At 63.5% G+C, this 22,973-nt stretch carries 2 protein-coding genes; both read left to right on the forward strand.

The genetic code is table 11. From position 1 onward, the window contains the following. The first annotated feature begins 228 nt into the window (after positions 1 to 228). Positions 229 to 11,211 carry an amino acid adenylation domain-containing protein gene (locus tag ACW9JC_RS09520; protein ID WP_457454832.1) on the forward strand — a complete coding sequence of 3,661 codons (10,983 nt, stop codon included), beginning with the start codon at positions 229 to 231 and terminating at the stop codon, positions 11,209 to 11,211. Further along, positions 11,211 to 22,973 (forward strand): amino acid adenylation domain-containing protein, encoded by an 11,763-nt coding sequence (locus tag ACW9JC_RS09525; protein WP_457454833.1) that lies wholly within the window; start codon positions 11,211 to 11,213, stop codon positions 22,971 to 22,973. The genes ACW9JC_RS09520 and ACW9JC_RS09525 overlap by 1 nt, the downstream gene beginning before the upstream one ends.

Here is a 22,973-nt window from a genome sequence, read left to right on the forward strand (position 1 = left end):
CACTCATTCCCTGTGGGAGCGAGCTTGCTCGCGATAGCGGTGTGTCAGACAACATTGATGTCGACTGACACTCCGTCATCGCGAGCAAGCTCGCTCCCACAGGGATTTTCAGCGTTCTGAAATCTCCCTTCTGATACTTGTTCTCATTCGCTAATTTTTCCGGTCTGCATTCGTTTTATAGGGACGACGTGCCTTTGTGCTTCCCGCCACTGATCCGGATACCCAGAAATGAATGCTGAAGACTCCTTGAAACTTGCTCGCCGGTTTATCGGGTTGCCCCTGGAAAAGCGCCAGATGTTCCTTGCGGCCTTGCACAAGGAGGGCGTTGATTTCGCCCGTTTCCCTATTCCAGCCGGCGTCGAGGCCGAGGATCGCCAGGCGTTGTCGTACGCCCAGCAGCGCATGTGGTTTCTCTGGCGACTGGACCCACAAAGCGGCGCCTACAACCTGCCGGGCGCGGTACGCCTGACCGGTCGTCTGAATCTGCCGGCGCTGGAACAGGCCTTCGCCAGTCTGGTGGCGCGTCATGAAACCTTGCGCACCGTGTTTGCGCCGCAACCCGATGACACCCTGCTGCAAGTGCCGGCCAGCGCGCCGCTGGTGATCGATCACGTCGATTTCAGCGCCTTGCCCGCCATCGAGCGCGAGCAGGCCGTGGCCCGGGCCGCCGAGCAGCAATCGGTGTTGCCGTTCGACCTGGGCGCCGGTCCGCTGCTGCGCGTGACCCTGCTCAAACTCGCTGAACAGGAGCACGTGCTGCTGCTGACCCTGCACCACATCGTGTCCGACGGCTGGTCGATGAACGTGCTGATCGACGAATTCATCCGCTGCTACGACGCGTTCGATGCGGGCACGCAACCGCAACTCGCGCCATTGCCGATCCAGTACAGCGACTACGCCTTGTGGCAGCGCCGCTGGCTGGAGGCAGGCGAGCAGGCGCGTCAACTTGAATACTGGCAGGCGCAACTGGGCGATGAACACCCTGTGCTGGAACTGCCACTCGATCATCCGCGCCCGGCGATGCCGAGCTATCGCGGCACGCGCTACGAATTCGCCGTCGACGGGCAACTGGCCGAGCAACTGCGCGCCACTGCACAGAAACACAACATCACCCTGTTCATGCTGCTGCTCGGTGCGTTCAACGTGCTGCTGCACCGTTACACCGGGCAGAACGACATCCGCGTCGGCGTGCCGATTGCCAACCGTAATCGTGCCGAAATCGAAGGCCTGATCGGTTTCTTCGTCAACACCCAGGTGCTGCGCACGCAACTGGACGGCCAGACCCGTGTCGACGATCTGCTGCGCCGCATCAAGGAAACCGCGCTGGGCGCCCAGGCCCATCAGGACCTGCCGTTCGAGCGCCTGGTCGAAGCCTTGAAGCTGGAACGCAGCCTCAGCCACACGCCGCTGTTCCAGGTGATGTACAACCACCAGCCGCAGGTCGCGGACATTTCCACGGTGACCACGGCGTCCGGCCTGGCACTGGGCATGATCGAGTGGCAAGGGCGCACCACCCAGTTCGACCTGACCCTCGATACTTATGAGAAGGGTGGCAAACTGCACGCCGCGCTGACCTACGCCAACGACCTGTTCGACGCTGCGACCATCGCGCGCATGGCGCAGCACTGGACACGTTTGCTGCAAGGCATGGTCAGCGATTCGCAGCAGCACATCAGTGATTTGCCGTTGCTGGAACAGGCCGAATATCAGCGCATCGTGCATGACTGGAACCGCGCCGATGAAAGCTTCGCCGAAGACCTGTGCATTCATCAGCTGATCAGCAAGCAAGTGGCTGAGAGCCCTGATGCATTGGCCGTGACCTTCGCGAACACGCATCTGACTTACAGTGAACTCGACCAGCAAGCCAACCGTCTGGCACACAAACTGATCGAACTCGGCGTCGGCCCGGAAGTGCGGGTCGGCGTGGCCATGCAGCGTTCCGAGCATCTGCTGCTGGCTTTGCTCGCCGTGCTCAAGGCGGGTGGCGCCTACGTGCCGCTGGACCCGGATTACCCGGTCGAGCGCGTCGCCTACATGCTCGAAGACAGCCGCGCGCTGGTGCTGATCACGCAGCAGGCTGTCGCCGAATCGTTGAGTGTGAGCGCAGACACTCAAGTCCTGTTGATGGACGACATCCAGTCGCTAACCGACTACCCGCAAAGCACCCCGGTCACCCGCGTCACGCCGGACAATCTCGCCTACGTGATCTACACCTCCGGTTCCACCGGCAAACCCAAAGGCGTAGCCATCGCCCATCGCAATGTGCTGGCGCTGATCGACTGGTCCAGATCGGTTTACAGCCGCGACGACATTCAAGGCGTGCTGGCCTCGACATCGGTGTGCTTCGACCTGTCGGTGTGGGAGCTGTTCGTCACCCTGGCCAACGGCGGTTCGCTGATCATCGCCCGCAACGCCCTGGAGTTGCCGCATCTGCCGGCGCGGGATCAGGTGCGTCTGATCAACACGGTTCCATCGGCGATCAACGCGCTGCAACGCGACGGGCAGATCACGCCGAGCGTGCGCATCATCAATCTGGCCGGTGAACCGCTCAAGCAAAGCCTGGTTGACGCGCTGTATCAGCAAGCGACCGTCGAACACGTCTACGACCTGTACGGCCCGTCGGAAGACACCACCTATTCGACCTGGACCCGCCGCGAGGCCGGCGGTCGCGCCAACATCGGTCGCCCGCTCAAGCACACCGCCAGCTATCTGCTGGATGCCGACCTGCAACCGGTGCCGCAAGGCGTGTCCGCCGAGCTGTACCTGAGCGGTGCGGGTATCACCCGTGGCTACCTGGCTCGCCCAGGCCTGACCGCTGAAAAGTATGTGCCGAACCCGTTTTCCAGCAGCGGCGAACGCCTGTACCGCACCGGCGACCTGACCCGTTATCAGGCCGACGGCACCCTGCAATACGTCGGCCGCATCGACCATCAGGTCAAGGTCCGTGGCTTCCGCATCGAACTCGGTGAAATCGAAGCGCGGCTGTTGCAGCAAAACGCGGTGCGCGAACTGGCGGTGCTGGCTCAGGAAGGCGCCAGCGGTCAGCAACTGGTGGCGTACATCGTGCCAAACGATTCAGCGCTGGTAGTCGATGCCGAGGCGCAAGCGACCTTGCGCGAGACGCTGAAAGCCGCGCTGCGTCAGCATTTGCCGGACTACATGGTCCCGGCGTTCCTGTTGTTCCTTGACCACCTGCCGCTGACGCCGAACGGCAAACTTGACCGCAAGGCCTTGCCGGCGATTGATGGATCGACTCAACAACGCGAACACGTCGCGCCACGCAGCGAACTGGAAAAATCCCTCGCCGCTATCTGGCAAGACGTGCTGGCCATCGACAGCGTCGGCCTGGAAGACAATTTCTTTGAACTGGGCGGCGACTCCATCGTCTCGATGCAAGTGGTCAGCCGTGCGCGGCAGGCCGGTATCGTGCTCAGTCCCAAGGACCTGTTCCAGCATCAGACCATCCGCAGCCTCGCCCAAGCGGCACGCACTGGCGAGCAATCGCCGATCGATCAAGGTCCGGCGGTGGGCGCAGTGGCGCTGGCGCCGGTGCAGCAATGGTTCTTCGAACAGGCGATCCCCGAGCGTCAGCACTGGAACCAGTCGCTGTTGCTGATGCCGCGCGAGGCGCTGAACATCGAAGCGCTGGAGCGTGCCCTGGAGCAATTGCTGACCCAGCACGACAGCTTGCGCCTGCGTTATGCACAGGCAGAAAACACCTGGCAGCAAACTTACGCCGCGCCGACCACGGAGTCGGTGTTGTGGCAGCGTCAGGCGCAATCGGTCGAGCAACTCAACGCCTTTTGCGACGAGGCCCAACGCAGCCTCCATCTGCAAAACGGCCCGTTGTTGCGCGCACTATGGGTGGCGATGGCTGACGGCTCCGAACGTTTGCTGCTGGTGATCCATCACCTGGCGGTGGACGGTGTTTCCTGGCGCGTGCTGCTGGAAGATTTGCAGCACTTCTACACCGGCGGCAGTGCGCAAGCGAAAACCAGCACTTATCAGCATTGGGTCGCGCGTTTGCAGGATCATCTGCCAGCCTTCGAATACAACCTCGGCCACTGGCAGAAGCAATTGCAAGACGCGGCGAACGAACTGCCATGCGAGCGCCCGAACGGTGCTCTGGAAAATCGCTTCGAAGAAAAACTCGAACTTAAACTCGACGTCGAACAAACCCGTCAGCTGCTGCAACAAGCTCCGGCGGCCTATCGCACCCAGGTCAACGACCTGCTGCTGACCGCATTGGCCCGCGCCGTTTGCCGCTGGAGCGGGCAGGGCAGCACGCTGATCCAGCTCGAAGGCCATGGCCGCGAAGACCTGTTCGACGATATCGACCTGACCCGCACCGTCGGCTGGTTCACCAGCCTGTTCCCGGTCAACCTGAAACCCGACGCCGACTTCGGCGCATCGATCAAATCAATCAAGGAACAACTGCGCAACGTCCCGGACAAAGGCCTGGGTTACGGCGCGCTGCGCTACCTCGGCACGCCTGAGGTCCGCGCGGAACTGGCGGCGCTGCCGCAACCGCGGATTACCTTCAACTATCTGGGGCAGTTCGACCGTCAGTTCGATGAGGGCGCGTTGTTAACCCCATCCACCGAAGGCAACGGTGTGGCGCAGGACCCGTCGGCGCCGCTGGGCAACTGGCTGGTGGTCGAAGGTCAGGTCTATGGCGGCGAGTTGTCCCTGAGCTGGGGCTTCAGCCGCGAGATGTTCGACACCGCGACCATCCAGCGTCTGGCCGACGAATACGCGCATGAACTGAACGCGCTGATCGATCACTGCTGCGCACTTGAAGTGGCGCAAGCCACGCCGTCGGACTTCCCGCTGGCGCAGATCAATCAGGCGCAACTCGATGAATTGCCGCTCGCCGTCTCGACGCTGGAGGACCTGTATCCGCTGTCGCCAATGCAGCAGGGCATGCTGTTCCACACCCTGTACGAGCCGCAAGTCGGCGCCTACATCAGCCAGTTGCGCCTGGACATCGGCGGCCTGGACATCCAGCGTTTCACCCGCTCCTGGCAGGCAGCGGTCGAGCGTCACGATATTCTGCGCAGCAGCTTCCACTGGCAGGGTCTCGACACCGCGCATCAGGCGATTGCCCGTCAGGTCGCGTTGCCGCTGGAAGTGCTTGAGGCGACCGACACCGACGCGCTGGCCGATGCCGAACGTGCCCAGGGTTTCGAGCTGGGCACGGCGCCGCTGTTCCGTTTGAAACTGGTGCGTACCGGCACCGACGCCTGGCACCTGATCTACACCAGTCATCACATCCTGATGGACGGCTGGAGCAACGCGCAGTTGCTTGCCGAAGTCATCCAGCACTACGCCGCCGGGCAGTCGCTGCCGGCGCCAACGGGGCAATACCGCGATTACCTGGGCTGGTTGAAGCAGCAATCGGCCGTCGCTGGCGAGCAATTCTGGAAAGCTGCGCTGGCGCCGCTGGAAGCCCCGACCCTGCTGGCCGAAGCCCTGCGCCCACCGGTTGGCGCCGAGGGCAGCGAGGAACATCGCGTGGCCCTCGACAGCCGCGCAACCCAGCGTCTGGCCGAGTTCGCCCGTCAGCAGAAAGTCACCCTCAACACCGTGCTGCAAGCGGCGTGGAGCCTGTTGCTGCAACGCTACACAGGCCAGGATTGCGTGGTGTTCGGCGCGACCGTGGCCGGGCGTTCAGCACCGTTGCAGGGGATCGAAGAGCAACTGGGGCTGTTCATCAACACGCTGCCGCTGGTGTGCTCGATGAAGCCGGATCAGACCGTCAGCCAGTGGCTGAGCGAGTTGCAAGGTCTGAACCTGACCATGCGCGAGTTTGAACACGTGCCGCTCTACGACATTCAAGGTTGGGCGGGGCAACAGGGCTCGGCGCTGTTCGACAGTTTGCTGGTGTTCGAAAACTTCCCCGTCGCCGAAGCGCTGAAGCAGGGTGCACCGGCCGGGTTGTCGTTCGGAAACCTGCACAACCATGAGCGCACTCACTATCCACTGACGCTGGGCGTCGAGTTGGGCGAAGCATTGAGTTTCGATTTCAGTTACGACGCGGCGCGTTTCAGTGCTGCCCAGGTCGCTCAACTGTCGGCCAATCTGCAGCACCTGCTGACGCAATTGGTCGGCGCCCCGGACGCTGCATTGGGTGCGCTGGAACTGCTCGATGCCGAAGGCAAAAACGCGGTACTCGCCATCAGCCAGCCGGCCACGGTTGAGTTATCCACAACACTTCTGGTCCACGAAAGGATCGCCGCGCAAGCCGCTGCCACTCCGGATGCGCTGGCATTGCAGGTCGACGGTCAGTCCCTGAGCTACGGCCAGCTGAATACCCAGGCCAATCGCCTGGCCCATCGCCTGATCGACAACGGTGCCGGTCCCGGCAAGCGTGTCGGCCTGGCGCTGCGTCGCGGCCCGCAGCTGATCGTCAGCCTGATCGCGGTACTGAAAAGCGGCGCGGCCTATGTGCCACTGGACCCGAAATACCCGGCCGAACGCCTCGGTTACATGATCGAGGACAGCCGTCTCGATGTGCTGCTGTGCGAGTCGGGCCTGCTGGAAGACTTGCCGCTGCCGGTGCATCTGCGCCTGCTGAGCCTGGACGAAGCCACAGGCTATCCGGACACCGATCCACAAAACGGCGCCGTCGGCGCAGACCTGGCCTACATCATCTACACCTCCGGTTCGACCGGTCAGCCCAAAGGCGTGGCCATCGACCATGGCGCGCTGCGCGAGTTCTGCCAGACCGCTGCCGACTATTCAGTGCTGTCGGGTGCTGACCGTGTGCTGCAATTCGCGACCTTCAGCTTCGACGGCTTCGTCGAGCAGTGCTACCCGGCGCTGTGCGTTGGCGCGGCGTTGATCATGCGTGGCGATGACCTGTGGGACGCCGGTCGACTGGCGGCGGAAATCATTGAGCAAGGCGTGACCGTGGCCGACTTGCCCGCCGCCTACTGGTTCCTGCTGGCCCGCGAATGCGCCAGCGGTGTGGTGCGCAACCTTGGCGATTTGCGTCAGGTGCACGTTGGCGGCGAAGCCATGTCGGTGGAAGGTTTGCGCCTGTGGCATCAGGCCGGTTTGAGTCATGTGCGTTTGCTCAACACCTACGGGCCGACCGAAGCGACCGTGGTGTCTAGCGTGCATGAATGCCGTCTGGACGATGCCAGCGACGCGTTTGGCATCCCGATCGGTCGCGCCATTCCCGGCCGAGCGTTGTATGTGCTGGATGCGGCCGGTCAGTTGCTGCCGGCTGATGGCGTCGGCGAGTTGTGCATCGGTGCCCCGGCCTGCCTGGCGCAAAGCTATTTCGACCGTCCGGCGCTGACCGCCGAACGTTTCCTGCCGGACCCGTTTGCCCGCGAACCGGGCGCACGTCTGTACCGCAGCGGTGACTTGGCGCGCTACAACGCCAACGGCGATCTGGAATACGTCGGGCGCATCGATCATCAGGTGAAAATTCGCGGCTTCCGCATCGAAATGGGCGAGATCGAAGCCTGCCTGCAAGCCCGGGAAGAGGTGCGCGAAGCGGCGGTCATCGCCCAGGACGGCACGCAACTGGTGGCGTACGTCGTCGCCAGCGGCGTGGTGAATTCCGAGGCTGACTATCTGGAAGGGCTCAAGGCCGTTATGCGCAAAGCGCTGCCGGAATACATGGTGCCGAGCCATCTGATCCTGCTGGCGCAATTGCCGCTCAACAACAACGGCAAACTCGACCGTAAGGCCTTGCCACGGGCTGAAGGCAGTGCGGCACAACGTGCCTTTGTTGCCCCGACTGAAGGACTGGAAACGCAACTGGCGCAGATCTGGCAGAGCGTATTGCAGGTTGAGCAAGTCGGTCGCGACGACAGCTTCTTCGAGTTGGGCGGCCATTCGTTGCTGGTGCTGCAAGTGATCTCACGGGCACGCCAGCAACTGAACATCGAACTGTCGGTGAGCAGCCTGTTCTCCGCCGCGAACTTGGCGGAATTCGCCGAGCGTGCGGCGCTTGCCGAGACCAGTGCTCAGCCACAACTGCAACGTGCGGCGGACGATCAACCGCGGATTCTGTCCTACGCCCAGCAGCGCCAGTGGATTCTCTGGCAATTGGACCCGCAGAGCAGCGCCTACAACATTCCCGCCGCGCTGCGCCTGAAAGGACCGCTGAACATGCAGGCCCTGCGCCAAGCCTTCCTGCAATTGCAGGCCCGTCACGAAACCCTGCGCACGACCTTCGAACAGGACGGTCAACAGGCGCGTCCGTTGGTGCACGCCGAACTGGCGTTGCAGTTGAGCGAGCGACCGGTCGCAGAGTCGTCGATCAACGATGCCGTGGCCGAAGAAATCGCCCAGCCGTTCGACCTGCGCAACGGTCCGCTGTGGCGCGCATTGCTGCTGCAAGTCAGCGCCGAGGAACATGTGCTGGTGCTGACCGTGCACCACATCGCTGCCGATGGCTGGTCGATGCAGGTGATGGTTGATGAGTTCAGCTCGTTGTATCAGGCGGCTGCCGAGGGCCGCGCGGCTGACCTCAACCGTTTGCCGGTGGCTTACAGCGACTATGCCTTCTGGCAGCGCGACTGGCTGGAAGCGGGCGAGGGCGCGCGGCAACTGGCGTGGTGGCGCGAACAACTGCAGGGCAGCCAGGCACCGCTGGAGTTGCCGAGTGAGCTGACCCGTCCAGCTCGCCGCAGCGAACGCGGGGCGAGTCTGTCGCTGAACGTTGATCGCGAACTGCTGGCCGGTTTGCGTGCATGTGCACAAGAACAGCAAGTGACCTTGTTCATGCTGTTGCTGGCGAGTTTCCAGACCCTGCTGCACCGTCAGAGCGGGCAGTCGGGCATCAGCGTTGGCGTGCCGAGTGCTGGTCGTTCGCGCCTGGAAACCGAAGGCCTGATCGGCTTCTTCATCAACACTCAAGTGCTGCGTGCCGAGATCGATGGGCAGCAACCATTCAGTACCTTGCTGCAACAGGTCAAGCAAACGGCGCTGACCGCGCAGGCCCATCAGGACTTGCCATTCGAGCAGTTGGTCGATGCCTTGCAACCGGACCGCAGCCTCAATCACAGCCCATTGTTCCAGGTGCTCTACAACCATCAGCAGCAGTTGGGCGCGAGCGTCGAGCGGGTCGTCGCTGGTTTGCAGGTCGAGCGTTTGCACTGGCAGCAGCACACCGCGCAATTCGATCTGGTGCTGGATACCCAGGAGCAGGGCGATGCACTTGATGCCAGCCTGAGCTACGCCACCGACCTGTATGACGAAGCTTCGATGCAGCGTTTGGCCGAGCAGTGGCTGAACCTGTTGCGTGCGGTGGTGGCCGATCCGCAGCAACGCGTCGTTGAGCTGCCGTTGCTGCAAGCGCCGCAATACGACGGTTTGATCCAGCACTGGAACCCGACGTTCCAAGCGCAAGCGCCGTCGCCAACCTTGCATCAACTGTTCGAAGCCCAGGCTGCGCAACGGCCGGACGCGATTGCACTGGTATTCGAGGGCGAACACCTGAGCTACGCCGCGCTCAACGCCCAGGCCAACCAACTGGCGCGCAAACTGCGCGAGCAGGGCGTCGGGCCGGAAGTGCGCGTGGGTATCGCCACCGAGCGGGCGATGCCGCTGGTGGTCGGTTTGCTGGCGATTCTCAAGGCCGGTGGCGCCTACGTGCCGCTGGACCCGCAATACCCCGCCGAGCGCTTGAGCTACATGATCGACGACAGCGGCATCGCGCTGCTGTTGACCCAATCGCACTTGATCGACGGTTTGCCGGCCCGCGATGGCGTGCAGGTGCTGGACCTGACGTCGCTGCAACTGGAGGCCTACAGCACCGACAATTTGCTGCCGCTGGCGACGCCGGACAATCTCGCTTACGTGATCTACACCTCCGGTTCCACCGGTCGGCCAAAAGGCGCATTGCTCAGCCACGGCAACGTCGGCCGCCTGCTGACGGCCACCGCTGGCGAGTTCAATTTCGGCGCGGACGATGTCTGGACTCTGTTCCATTCCTACGCGTTCGATTTCTCGGTGTGGGAGCTGTTTGGTTCGCTGTGCACCGGCGGGCGTCTGGTGATCGTGCCGTATTACATCAGCCGCGAGCCGCAGGAATTCCACCGCTTGCTCTGCGATGAAGGCGTGACGGTGTTGAACCAGACCCCGACCGCGTTCCGTCAACTGCTGCCGATTGCCTGCGCCAGCCCACGCAACCTGGCGTTGCGTCAGGTGATCTTCGGTGGCGAAGCATTGGAAGTCGCCAGCCTGCGCCCATGGTTCGAACGCTTCGGCGACCAGCAGCCAACGCTGGTGAACATGTACGGCATCACCGAAACCACGGTGCACGTGACCTACCGCGCCATTCGCCTGGCCGACCTCGACGGCAAGGCGCAGAGCCCGATTGGCCTGCCGATCCGCGACCTGCGCTGGTACTTGCTCGACAGTCAGTTGCAACCGGTCCCGGTGGGTGTGGCGGGCGAGTTGTACATCGCTGGTGCGGGTCTGGCGCGGGGTTATCACGGGCGTTTCGGCCTGACCGCCGAGCGTTTTGTGCCGAGCCCGTTTGACGCTGCGCAACGCCTCTATCGCAGTGGCGACCTGGCGCGTCAACGCGCCGACGGCAGCATCGATTACCTCGGGCGCATCGACCAGCAAGTGAAGATTCGCGGCTTCCGCATCGAACTGGGTGAAATCGAGGCCGCGCTGCTGGCGCAACCGGGTGTGCGTCAGGCGGTGTTGAGCGTGCATGCCGGTGACGCTGGGCCGCAGCTTTGCGCCTACGTCGTCGCCGAACAGACGCCGCATGACCCGATCGCCTGGCGCGACAACCTGCGCGCCGCGCTCAAGGTCGACCTGCCGGACTACATGGTGCCGAGCCACTGGCTGCTGCTCGATGACCTGCCGCTGACCAGCAACGGCAAGCTCGACCGCAAGGCCTTGCCGCTGCCGGATGCCGAGGACTGGCAACGACCGTTCGAAGCCCCCGAAGGCCAACTCGAACGGCAACTGGCGGCGATCTGGGCCGACGTGCTGGGCGTGGCGCAGATCGGCCGGCGCGACAACTTCTTTGAATTGGGCGGGCACTCGCTGCTCGCCGCCCAGGCCAGTGCCCGCGTGGAACTGCAACTGGGCATCGAGCTGCCGCTGCGCGCGCTGTTCGAAAGCAACGACCTTCAGGCTTATGCCGCCATGGCCGGGCAACAAGCCCCGACTGACAACGATGCACGTCTGGATGCGCTTGAGTCGCTTCTCGACGAGATGGAGATCAACTGATGGAACACACCACCGCCATGCGTATCGCCACTCGCTTTGCCGGCCTGCCCGCCGACAAGCGCCGCGAGTTTTTGACCAAGATGCAAGAGCAGGGTGTGAGTTTTGGCCAACTGCCGATTCCTGCCGCTGCCGAGCCGCAAGCGACGTTTGAACTGTCCTACGCGCAGCAGCGCCAATGGTTCCTCTGGCAACTCGATCCACAGAGTTCGGCGTACAACATTCCTGCCGCCCTGCGTCTGCATGGACCGCTGAATGTCGCGGCCCTGCAACAGAGTTTTGATGTGTTGCTGGAGCGGCACCAGAGCCTGCGCAGCCGCTTCGTCGAGGACGACGGCCAGGTGCTGCAAACGCTGGCGGCGTTCACTTCGCTGTCCATCGAACAGCACGATTTGCGCGAAGAGCCTGCGGCGCAGCGTTTCGAATGTGCAATGAAAAAGGTCGAGCAGGAAATCGCCCGGCCATTCGATTTGCAGCACGGCCCGCTGCTACGCGTCAGCCTGTTGCAATTGGACACCGAGGACCATGTGCTGGTGCTGACCCTGCACCACATCGTCACCGATGGCTGGTCGATGGGCGTATTGATCGAAGAGTTTTCCCGACTGTATGGCGCCCATTGCCAAGGGCAGGGCGCGGAGCTGCAAGCGCTGCCGATCCAGTATTCGGACTACGCCGCGTGGCAACGTCGCTGGATGGAAGCCGGGGAGCTGGAGCGTCAACTGAACTGGTGGCGTGAAAAACTCGGCAGCGAACAGCCGCTGCTGGAACTGCCGACGGATCGTCCGCGTCCGGCCCAGCCGAGCCAGCGCGGTGCGCGTCTGGATTTCGCACTGGACGCTACACTCGCAAGCGGTTTGATGGCCCTGGCCAAACAGCGCGGCGTGACGCCGTTCATGCTGTTGCTCGCCAGTTTCCAGGCCTTGCTCTATCGCTACAGCGGTCAGGCTGATCTGCGCATCGGTGTGCCGATCGGCAACCGCAACCGGGCAGAAACCCGTGGCCTGATCGGCTTCTTCGTTAACACCCAGGTGATGCGCGCCGAACTCGACGGACGCCTGCCGTTCAGCCAGTTGCTGGAGCAAACTCGCGCCACCTCGCTGGATGCCCAGGATTATCAGGACTTGCCGTTCGAGCGTCTGGTGCAGGCCCTGCAAGGCGAGCGCAGCCTCAGCCACAGCCCGTTGTTCCAGGTGATGTTCAACCACCAGCAAGCCCGGCCGGCAGCGGTCAGCGGTTTGCTGGCAGGGCTGCGGGTCGAGGCGCTGAACGCCACGGCGCAGACCACCCAGTTCGACCTGCAACTCGATACCCAGGAAGAGGGCGACAAACTGTTCGCCAGCCTCACCTACGCCACCGACCTGTTCGACGCTGAGCGCATCGAAACGCTGGCCCGGCATTGGCGCAATCTGCTCGCCGGGGTGCTGGCGAACCCGCAAACCCCGCTGGCCGAATTGCCGTTGCTGGATGCCGACGAGCGCCTGCGCATTCTCGATGATCTCAATGACACGGCTCAGGTGTATCCGGGCGAAGTCTGCGTGCAGCGGCATTTCGAAGCACGGGTGCTTGAAAACCCTGACGCGACGGCGCTGGTGTTCCAGGGCCAGTCCTTGAGCTACGCCGAGCTGAACCTGCGCGCCAATCGTCTGGCCCATCACTTGCGTGCGCAGGGTGTCGGCCCGGAAGTGATCGTCGGGATCGCCTGCGACCGTTCGTTGGAAATGGTGGTCGGCCTGCTGGCGATCCTCAAGGCGGGTGGCGCCTATGTGCCCCTGGACCCGGAATACCCGCTCGATCGCTTGAGCTACATGATCGAAGACAGCGGCATTTCGTTGCTGCTGACCCAAGCGCATTGGCTGGCGCAACTGCCGACGCCGGACAACGTGCGCACCCTGTGCCTGCACGCCGATGCCGATTGGCTGAGCGACCTGCCGGGCAGCGATCTGCCGAACATCGCCGTGGCAGAAAACCTCGCCTACATGATCTACACCTCCGGTTCGACCGGTAAACCAAAAGGCGCGGGCAACCGCCATGTGGCGCTGCACAACCGTATCGAGTGGATGCAGCAAGCCTACAACCTGCTGCCGTCAGACCGCGTGCTGCAAAAGACGCCGTTCAGTTTCGACGTGTCGGTGTGGGAGTTTTTCTGGCCGCTGATGAAAGGCGCGACGCTGGTGATCGCCGCACCGGGCGAGCATCGCGACCCGCAACGCCTCGCCGCGCTGATCGTTGAGCAAGCGATCACCACGCTGCACTTCGTGCCGTCGATGCTCTCGGCGTTCATCGGTGCCGACGAAGCGCTGGCCTGTACCTCGCTGACCCGGATCATTTGCAGTGGCGAAGCGCTGCCGATGGAACTGCAACGCCAGACCCTGCGCAGCCTGCCGCAAGCCAACCTGTACAACCTGTATGGCCCGACCGAAGCGGCCATCGACGTGACCCACTGGACCTGCGTCGAAGAGGGTCGCGACAGCGTGCCGATCGGCCGACCGATCGCCAATCTGCGCACCTGCATTCTCGACAGCGAACTGCAACCGTTGCCGCTGGGCGCGGTGGGTGAGCTGTACCTCGGCGGCGTTGGTCTGGCGCGCGGTTATCACCGTCGTGGTGCGCTGACTGCCGAGCGTTTCGTGGTCGACCCGTTCGGCAGCGGCGAGCGCCTGTACCGCACCGGCGACCTGGCGCGGTATCGCGCCGATGGCGCCATCGATTACTGCGGACGCATCGACCACCAAGTGAAAATTCGCGGCTTGCGCATCGAACTCGGGGAAATCGAAGCGCGTCTGCAAGAACATGCCGACGTGCAGGAAGCCGTGGTCCTGGCCCTCGACGGCCCGAGCGGCAAGCAACTGGTGGCGTACATCGTGCCGCAGGATCGCGCTTTGGTCGGCGCCGATGCCGAGCAACAGGGCGCGTGGCGCGAAACCCTGAAAAGCCATTTGCTCGGCAGCCTGCCGGATTACATGGTGCCGGCGCAGACCGTGTTGATCGAACAGATGCCGCTGAGCCCCAACGGCAAACTGGATCGCAAACGCCTGCCGGCGCCGACCGTGCAGATCAGCCAGCGTGCGTTCGAAGCACCGCGCAGCAGCCATGAACAGGTGCTGGCGCAGATCTGGCAGGACGTGCTGGGCGTGGAGCAGGTCGGGCGTCAGGACAATTTCTTTGAGCTGGGCGGCGATTCGATCATTTCGATTCAAGTGGTCAGTCGCGCCCGCCGTGCCGGCCTCAACCTGCAACCGCGCGACCTGTTCCAGCAGCAAACCCTGCAAGCCCTGGCTGCCGTGGTCAAGGAACAGGCCGCGCCGCTGGCCCAACAAGGGCCGGTCGATGGCGTGCAAAAACTCACGCCGATCCAGCGCTGGTTCTTCGAAGAACCGATCCCGCAACGCGCACACTGGAACCAGGCGGTGTTGCTGACACCGCGCGAAACCCTTGAACTGCCGCGTCTGCAAGGTGCCTTGCAACGTGTGCTCAAGCAGCACGATGCCCTGCGTCTGCGCTTCAGTCAGGTCGACGGCCAATGGTCGGCGCGTTATGTCGGCGCCGACAGCGCCGACGTCATTGACATGCTCTGGACCGCCCGTGTCGCCAGCGATGCCTCGCTGGAGTCGGTGTGCGACGAAGCCCAGCGCAGCCTTAGCCTGCAAGACGGACCGCTGCTGCGCGTGGCGCTGATCGCCCAGGCTGATGGCTCGCAACGCTTGCTGCTGGTGATCCACCACTTGGCGGTGGACGGTGTTTCGTGGCGGGTGTTGCTGGAAGATTTGCAGGCCGCTTATCAAGGTGAAGAACTGCCGCCGAAGACCAGCGCTTTCCAGGCTTGGGCGGACAAACTCGATATTTACGCACGCTCTAAAACCGCCGCCGACGAACTGAATTGGTGGCAAGCGCAGTTGGCCGGAGCCAGCGATTCGCTGCCGGCGGCCAACGCGCAAGCGAGTCAGGCCGGGCATCTGCGCCAGGGCGTGAGCATCGGCCTGGATCGCGATCAGACCCGCCAGTTGCTGCAACAGGCCCCGGCGATCTACCGCACTCAGGTCAACGATCTGCTGCTGACCGCATTAGCCCGCACCCTCAGCCGCTGGACCGGTGAAGCGTCGGCGTTGATTCAGCTCGAAGGCCATGGCCGCGAAGAGCTGTTCGATGATATCGACCTGACCCGCACCGTCGGCTGGTTCTCCAGCCTGTTCCCGGTGCGCCTGACACCGACCGCCGACCTCGGCGCTTCGATCAAGACAATCAAGCAGCAACTGCGCGACATCCCAGGCAAAGGCCTGGGCTTCGGCTTGCTGCGCTACATGGGCGATGCTGCGGCGCAATCCGCATTGGCGGCATTGCCGCAGGCGCGGGTGACTTTCAACTACCTGGGCCAGTTCGACCAGAGCTTTGCCGAGGACGCGTTGTTCACCCCGGCCAAGGAATCCAGCGGCGCCGCGCAATCCGCCGATGCGCCACTGCCTAACTGGCTGTCGGTGGACGGTCAGGTCTATGGCGGTGAGCTGAAACTCGACTGGACCTTTAGCCGCGACTGCTTCGAGCTGCGCGAGATTGAAGCCCTGGCCATCGATTTCCGCGCTGAGCTGTTGGCGCTGATCGACCATTGCCTGAGCGATGGCGCGGGCGGCGTGACCCCGGCGGACTTCCCGCTGGCGCGCCTGAGTCAGACGCAACTCGATGGTCTGCCGGTGTCGCCGGCGCAGATCGAAGATGTGTATCCGCTGTCGCCGATGCAGGCCGGTTTGCTGTTCCACAGCCTCTACGAATCAGCGTCCGGTGCCTATGTGAACCAGCTCAGCGTCGAGGCTCGCGGTCTCGATGCCGAACGTTTGGGCCGCGCGTGGCAAGCGGTGCTCGACAGCCATGCGATCCTGCGCAGCAGTTTCCACTTCCCGCAAGGTTTCGAAGCGCCGGTGCAACTGGTGCATCGTCATCTGCAATTGCCACTGACCTGTCTTGACTGGCGTGGTCACGACAATCAGGCCGAAGCGCTGGCGCAACTGATCGACAGCGAACGCCTGCAACTGGACTCGACCAAAGCGCCACTGATGCGCCTGACGCTGGTGCGCCTGGACGACGAGCGTCAGCAACTGATCTACACCCACCATCACCTGCTGCTCGACGGCTGGAGTAACTCGCTGCTGCTGAGCGAAGTCTTGCAGCGCTATGCCGGGCAAGAGGTGCAGGCGCCCACCGGACGTTTCGCCGACTACATCGGTTGGCTGCAACGTCAGGATGCCGAGGCCGACGAGGCTTTCTGGCGCGGGCAACTGGCAACCCTCGACAACCCGACGCTGCTGGCTCAGAGCCTCGCCCATGGCGACAGCAAAAACCTGTCGGAGGCGGAGTTTGCCGACCATCGCCAGACGTTCGATGTCGCCACCAGCAAACGCTTCAGCGACTTTGCCCGCCAGCAGAAAGTCACCCTCAACACCTTGGTGCAAGGCGCGTGGGCGCTGCTGCTGCAACGCTACAGCGGCCAGCGCAGCGTGGCGTTTGGCGCCACAGTGGCCGGGCGTCCGGTGGATTTGCCGGGGGCTGAAAGCCAGCTCGGTCTGTTCATCAACACCTTGCCGGTGATCAGCAGCCCGGACGCGGTGGAAAGCGTCGAGCAATGGCTGAGCCGTTTGCAGGCGCAGAACCTCGAACTGCGCGAACATGAATTCACCGCCCTCGGTGACATTCAGCGCTGGGCCGGGCGTGCTGGCGAGCCGCTGTTCGACAGCTTGCTGGTGTTCGAAAACTTCCCGGTGGCCGAAGCCCTGCAACAGGGTGCGCCGGCCGGATTGAGCTTCTCGATCCCGCAGAACCACGAACGCACCAACTTCCCGCTGACCCTGGCGGCCACCGCTGAAAGTCAGCTGAGCCTGAACTGGAGCTACCAGTGCAGCCATTTCAGCAGCACGGCGATTGCGCGCATGAGCGAGCATCTGGCCGCGTTGCTGGCGGCGATGGTCGCGGCACCTCAGGCTGCTTTGAGCGAACTGGACCTGCTGACGGCACCGGAGCGCGCCCAGCAATTGCTGGCGTGGAACCCGCCGTTCACCGTCGCGGAAAACCCGCTGTGCGTGCATCAACTGATTGAGGCGCAGGCCGTTGCCCGACCGGACGCCACGGCGCTGATCTTCAATGATGTGGAACTGAGCTTCGACGAACTCAACCGCCGCGCCAACCGTTTGGCCCATCACTTGCGCGGGCGCGGTATCGGCCCCGAAGTGCGGGTCGGCCTGGCGATGCAGCGTTCGCCGGAAATGATCGTCGGATTGCTGGCGATCCTCAAGGCGGGCGGCGCGTACGTGCCGCTCGACCCGGCGTACCCGGCTGAACGCCTGAGCTATCTGATGGACGACAGCGGGATTTCGCTGCTGATCAGTCAATCCTGGCTGCGGGAAAAACTGCCGTTGCCGGAAGGCCTCGCGGTGCTGGAAATCGACCGTGAACCGTTGGAGTCCATGGCGGACAGCAACCCGGTCAACCTGACCTGCGGCGAAAACCTCGCCTATCTGATCTACACCTCGGGCTCCACCGGGCGACCGAAAGGCGTCAGCGTGGCCCACGGTCCGCTGGCCATGCATTGCGTGTCGATCGGCGAGTTGTACGGCATGACCCCGGACGACCGCGAACTGCAATTTGCCTCGATCAGCTTCGACGGCGCCCACGAACGCTGGCTGACACCGCTGGTGTTCGGTTCGGCGGTGATGCCGCGCGACGACGAGTTGTGGAGCGTTGAGCGCACCTGCGCCGAAATCGAAAAACACCGCATCACCATCGCCTGTTTCACCCCGAGCTACCTGGCGCAGATCGCCGATTACATGGGCGAAGCCGGGCGCGATCTGCCGATCCGTTCCTACACCCCGTGCGGTGAAGGCATGGCCAAGCATGCGTTCGACGAAGTTCAGCAAGTGCTGCAACCCAAGCGCCTGATCAACGGCTACGGCCCGACCGAAACGGTGATCACGCCGCTGATCTGGCTGGCGTATCCGGATACCGAGTTCGACTCGGCGTTCATGCCGATTGGCCGCCCGGTGGGCAACCGCAGCGCGTACATTCTGGACGGTGGTTTGCAGCCATTGCCGGTCGGCGTGGCGGGCGAGTTGTACCTCGGCGGCGAGGGCGTTGCGCGGGGTTACCACCAGCGTCCGGACCTGACTGCCGAACGTTTTGTGCCGGACCCTTTCGTGCCGGGGGCGCGGCTGTACCGCAGCGGCGACCTCGCACGGTTCCGCGCCGATGGCGTGGTCGAATATCTCGGCCGCATTGACCAGCAAGTGAAGATTCGCGGTTTCCGTATCGAGCTCGGCGAAATCGAAGCCTGCCTGATGGAGCACGAAGGCGTGCGTGAAGCGTTTGTTATCGACCGCGACGGTCCGGTGAGTCGCCAACTGGTGGGTTACGTAGTGCCGCGCGATCCGCTGGCCGACGAGCAGGACCTGCGTGACGCACTGACCGCACAGCTGCGCAGCCGTCTGCCAGCGCACATGTTGCCGGCGCACCTGATGTGTCTGGCCGCGCTGCCGCTGACGCCGAACGGCAAGCTTGATCGTCAGGGTTTGCCAGCGCCGGAAGCCTCGCGTCAGAGCCTCGATCAGGTCGCCGCCGCGACGCCCGCCGAGGCGCTGTTGGTGGAGATCTGGCAGGAGCTGCTCGGCCTGGATTCGCTGGGCGTCACCGAGAACTTCTTCGAACTGGGCGGCGACTCGATCATTTCGCTGCAAGCGGTGAGCCGTGCCGGGCAGCGCGGGTTGGTGTTCAGTCCGAAGCAATTGTTCGAACAGCAGACCATTCGTGCACTCGCCGCCGTGGCGACCCGTCGTGAAGCTACGTTGGTGAAAGCGCCGACCGTCGAGGCGTTTGCCCTCGTTCCGCACATCGATGCGACGGCGCATGAGGGGCTGCAAGACCTGTATCCGCTGTCGCCGATGCAGCAGGGCATGTTGTTCCATTGCCTCGATTCACCGGAGCTCAACCCCTACGTCAACCAGTTGAGCGTGGCCGTGGATGGCTTGCAGGTGCCGCGTTTCCGCGCGGCATGGCAGGCGTTGGTCGAGCGTCATGAAGTGCTGCGCGCGGCGTTCCGCTGGCGCGATGGTCTGGCCGATCCGCTGCAAGCGGTGTTTGCCGAGGTTGAGTTGCCGATCGAAGAACTCGACTGGCGTGAGCGCAGTGACACCGAACAGGCACTGAGCGAACTGGCGGCTGCCGAGCAAGCCAAAGGCTTCGACCTGAGCTGCCCGCCGCTGATGCGCTTCATCCTGGTTCGCCTGGGTGAAGAGCGTTACCAGATGATCTGGATCTACCATCACCTGCTGTTGGACGGCTGGAGTGCTTCGCGTCTGCTCGGCGAGATGCTGCGCCTGTATCACCACGACAGCCTGCCGGCGCTGACCGGTCGTTACGCCGATTACATCGCCTGGCTGCAACGTCAGGACGATGCCCAGGCCGAAGGTTTCTGGCGCGAGCGTCTGGCGTTGCTGGAAGCCCCGACCATTCTGGCCAAGGCGTCCGGTGCCGCAGGTTCTGGCCACGGCGTGATTTACAGCGACCTCAATGCCGAGGCGACGCGCAAGTTGCACAGTTTCGCCAAGCGTCAGCGCGTGACCCTCAACACCTTGGTGCAAGGTGCCTGGCTGTTACTGTTGCAGCGCCACAGCGGACAGCGCAGCGTGGCCTTCGGCGCGACAGTGGCGGGGCGCCCGACCGGTTTGCCCGGTGCCCAGGAAATGCTCGGCCTGTTCATCAACACCTTGCCGGTGATCCAGACCCTCGACCCGCAACAGCCGCTGGGCGAGTGGCTGCGTGAGTTGCAGGATTACAACCTGGCCGTGCGCGACTACGAACACACGCCGTTGTCCGACGTCCAGCGCTGGGCCGGGCAGGGTGGCCAGGGTCTGTTCGACAGCATCATCGTGTTTGAAAACCATCCGGTGGACCGTGCCTTGCGCGGTGGCGAAGAAGGCGAACTGCGCTTTGCCGAAGTCGGCAGCGGTGGCGTCACCAACTTCCCGATGGACTTGATGGTCAGCGCCAACGACGACGGCCTGGAAGTCGAATACCTGTATTTGCGTGATCGCTTCAGCGAACAGGAAGTCGAGCGCATTCGTGCTCAGCTGGAAGGGTTGCTGCGCGCCTTGCCGGAAGACGCCGATTGCCTGCTTGGCAACATCGGATTGCCCGAGGCGCGTTTGAGCCTGCCGCAAGCGTCTGCCGACAACACGGATTTGTTGCACGCGTTCAATCAGCATGTGCGCAGCCAGCCGCAGAAAATCGCGTTGTTCTGCGAGGATCGTGAGGTCCGCTATGCCGATCTCGACGCACAGGCCAACGGTCTGGCGCAGCAACTGATCGCTCGCGGCATCGGGGCGGAAAGCATGGTGGCGTTGGCGTTGCCGCGTTCCGAGCGCACCATCGTGGCGTTCCTCGCGGTGCTGAAGGCGGGCGCGGCCTATCTGCCGCTGGACCTCGCCTACCCGGCTGAACGATTGGCCTACATGCTCAGCGATTCGGCGGCGAGCCTGTTGATTTGCGACAGCGATCTGGGTGAACGGCTGACATTGGCCGACAGCCCGCCGCGCTTGTTGCTCGATCATTTGAGCATTGTCGGCAGCAGCGAATGCCCGGTTGTTGAGCCATTGCCAGGACATCTGGCGTACCTGATCTACACCTCTGGCTCCACCGGCCAACCGAAGGGCGTGGCCGTGGCGCGTGGACCGATTGCCCGGCATTGCCGCGGCATCATCGACCTCTATGAACTGGCGCCGCGCAGCCGCGAACTGCACTTCATGTCGTTCGCCTTCGACGGCGCCCAGGAACGTTGGCTGAGCGTGATGCTGGCCGGTGGCAGCCTGGTGATCCGCGAGGACAGCTTGTGGACCCCGGAGCAAACCCTGGAAGTGCTGCATAGTCACCACGTTACCGTCGCCTGCTTCCCGCCGGCCTACCTGCAACAAATGGCCGAAGTGGCCGAGCGTCTGGGCAATCCTCCGGCGGTCGAGGTGTATTGCTTCGGCGGTGATGCGGTGCCGGACGCCAGTTTCGAGCAGGTCAAGTGTGCCTTGCGTCCGCAGCGTCTGGTCAACGGCTACGGCCCGACTGAAACCGTGGTCACGCCGCTGCTGTGGCGTGCCGAGGCCAGCGAAACCTGCGACGCGGCCTATGCGCCGATTGGTCGTGGCGTGGCCGGGCGTGGTTTGTATGTGCTGGATGCCGATCTCAATCCGCTGCCGGTGGGTGTCAGCGGAGAGTTGTATCTGGGCGGTGAATGCCTGGCGCGGGGTTATCACCAGCGTCCGGGCATGAGCGCCGAGCGCTTCATTCCCGATCCGTTCGAGGCCGGTGGTCGCATGTACCGCACCGGCGACCTGGTGCGCCAGCGCGAATGCGGCTTGATCGACTACCTCGGCCGCCTCGATCAGCAAGTGAAGATCCGTGGTTTCCGTATCGAACTGGGCGAAATCGAGGCGCGCTTGCGTGAATGTGCAGGCGTGCAGGATGCCGCCGTGGTGGTGCACGACACGCCGACCGGCAAGCAGTTGGTCGGTTACGTGGTGGCTGCCGGTGCGGTCGGACTGGATCGTCGTTTGAAGGCCGAGCTGCAAGCGCAAATGCCGGACTACATGGTGCCGGCGCGAATCCTCGTGCTGGAGCGTTTCCCGCTGTCGGCCAACGGCAAGCTCGACCGCCGCGCACTGCCGGAGCCGGAATGGGCGCTCGGAGGTTACCGCGCACCGCGCAACGCACTGGAGCAGGCGTTGACCGCGATCTGGCAAGAGGTGCTCGGCGTGCCGCAAGTGGGCATCGACGACAACTTCTTCGAACTCGGCGGCGACTCGTTGCAGGTGCTCAAAGTCATCTCACGGGTGCGCAGCCAGCCGCAACTGGGCTTCGAATTGAAGCTGCGGGACTTGATGCAGAAACCGTGCATTGCCGAACTCAGTGGCTATCAGGCTGCCGAACCTGCGAAAGCGCCAGACCCGTTGCTGACGCTCAATGGCCGGGTCGCGAATGTGCCGGCTCTGTTCTGCCTGCACGCCGGTTTCGGCACGGTGTTCGACTACGAGCCTTTGGCCCGGCGTCTTGAAGGACGGCGCACGGTGTATGGCCTGCAATGCCGCATGCTGCTTGATCCGCAATGGCAGGACGAATCGCTGCTGGCGATGGCTCAGGCCTACACCCAGCGGATTCGTGCGCAGCAGCCGCAAGGTCCGTATTACCTGCTCGGCTGGTCATTGGGTGGTGCGCTGACGCAACTGGTTGCCCATGAACTGGAAGCCCAAGGTCAGACGGTTGCGTTTGCCGGACTGGTCGACAGCTACGTGGCGGGCACGGCGGAAGCGGGGGACTGGCGCGAAGATTTGGCCGACTTCCTTAAGTTCGTCCTCGGTCAACCGTCTGAAGAAGCAGAGACGCTGATTGCCTTGAAAGCCGCTGGCCTGAACGAGCGTGAAGGTGCCGCAGCGGTGATCGAAGCGGCGATGCACGGTTCCAATGAAAACGCGGCGCTGGGTGCGAGCGAACTGACGCAGATCTTCGCCACCGGTTCGTCGCTCAAGCAACTGGCCCTGGCCCAACGGCAGTTGCCGAAGGTGCAAGTGGCGGCCCATCGCTGGTGGGTGGCCGAGCGCGACGACGAGCGCCGGGTGTTCGAGGCGCAGGTCGGCCATCACGGGGTTGATCGCTTGTTGGCGGGCGGGCATTACGAGTTGCTGCGCGGTGATGAGTTGCTGGATGAGCTTGAAGCCTTGCTGGAACGCCGGACCGCGATCGCATGA

Source organism: Pseudomonas sp. SDO5591_S426 (assembly GCF_054070755.1).

Excerpts from the sequence above, each read along its gene's own strand:
- ACW9JC_RS09520 (WP_457454832.1), top strand. The coding sequence starts at position 229 with ATGAATGCTGAAGACTCCTTGAAACTTGCTCGCCGGTTTATCGGGTTG.
- ACW9JC_RS09525 (WP_457454833.1), top strand. The coding sequence starts at position 11,211 with ATGGAACACACCACCGCCATGCGTATCGCCACTCGCTTTGCCGGCCTG.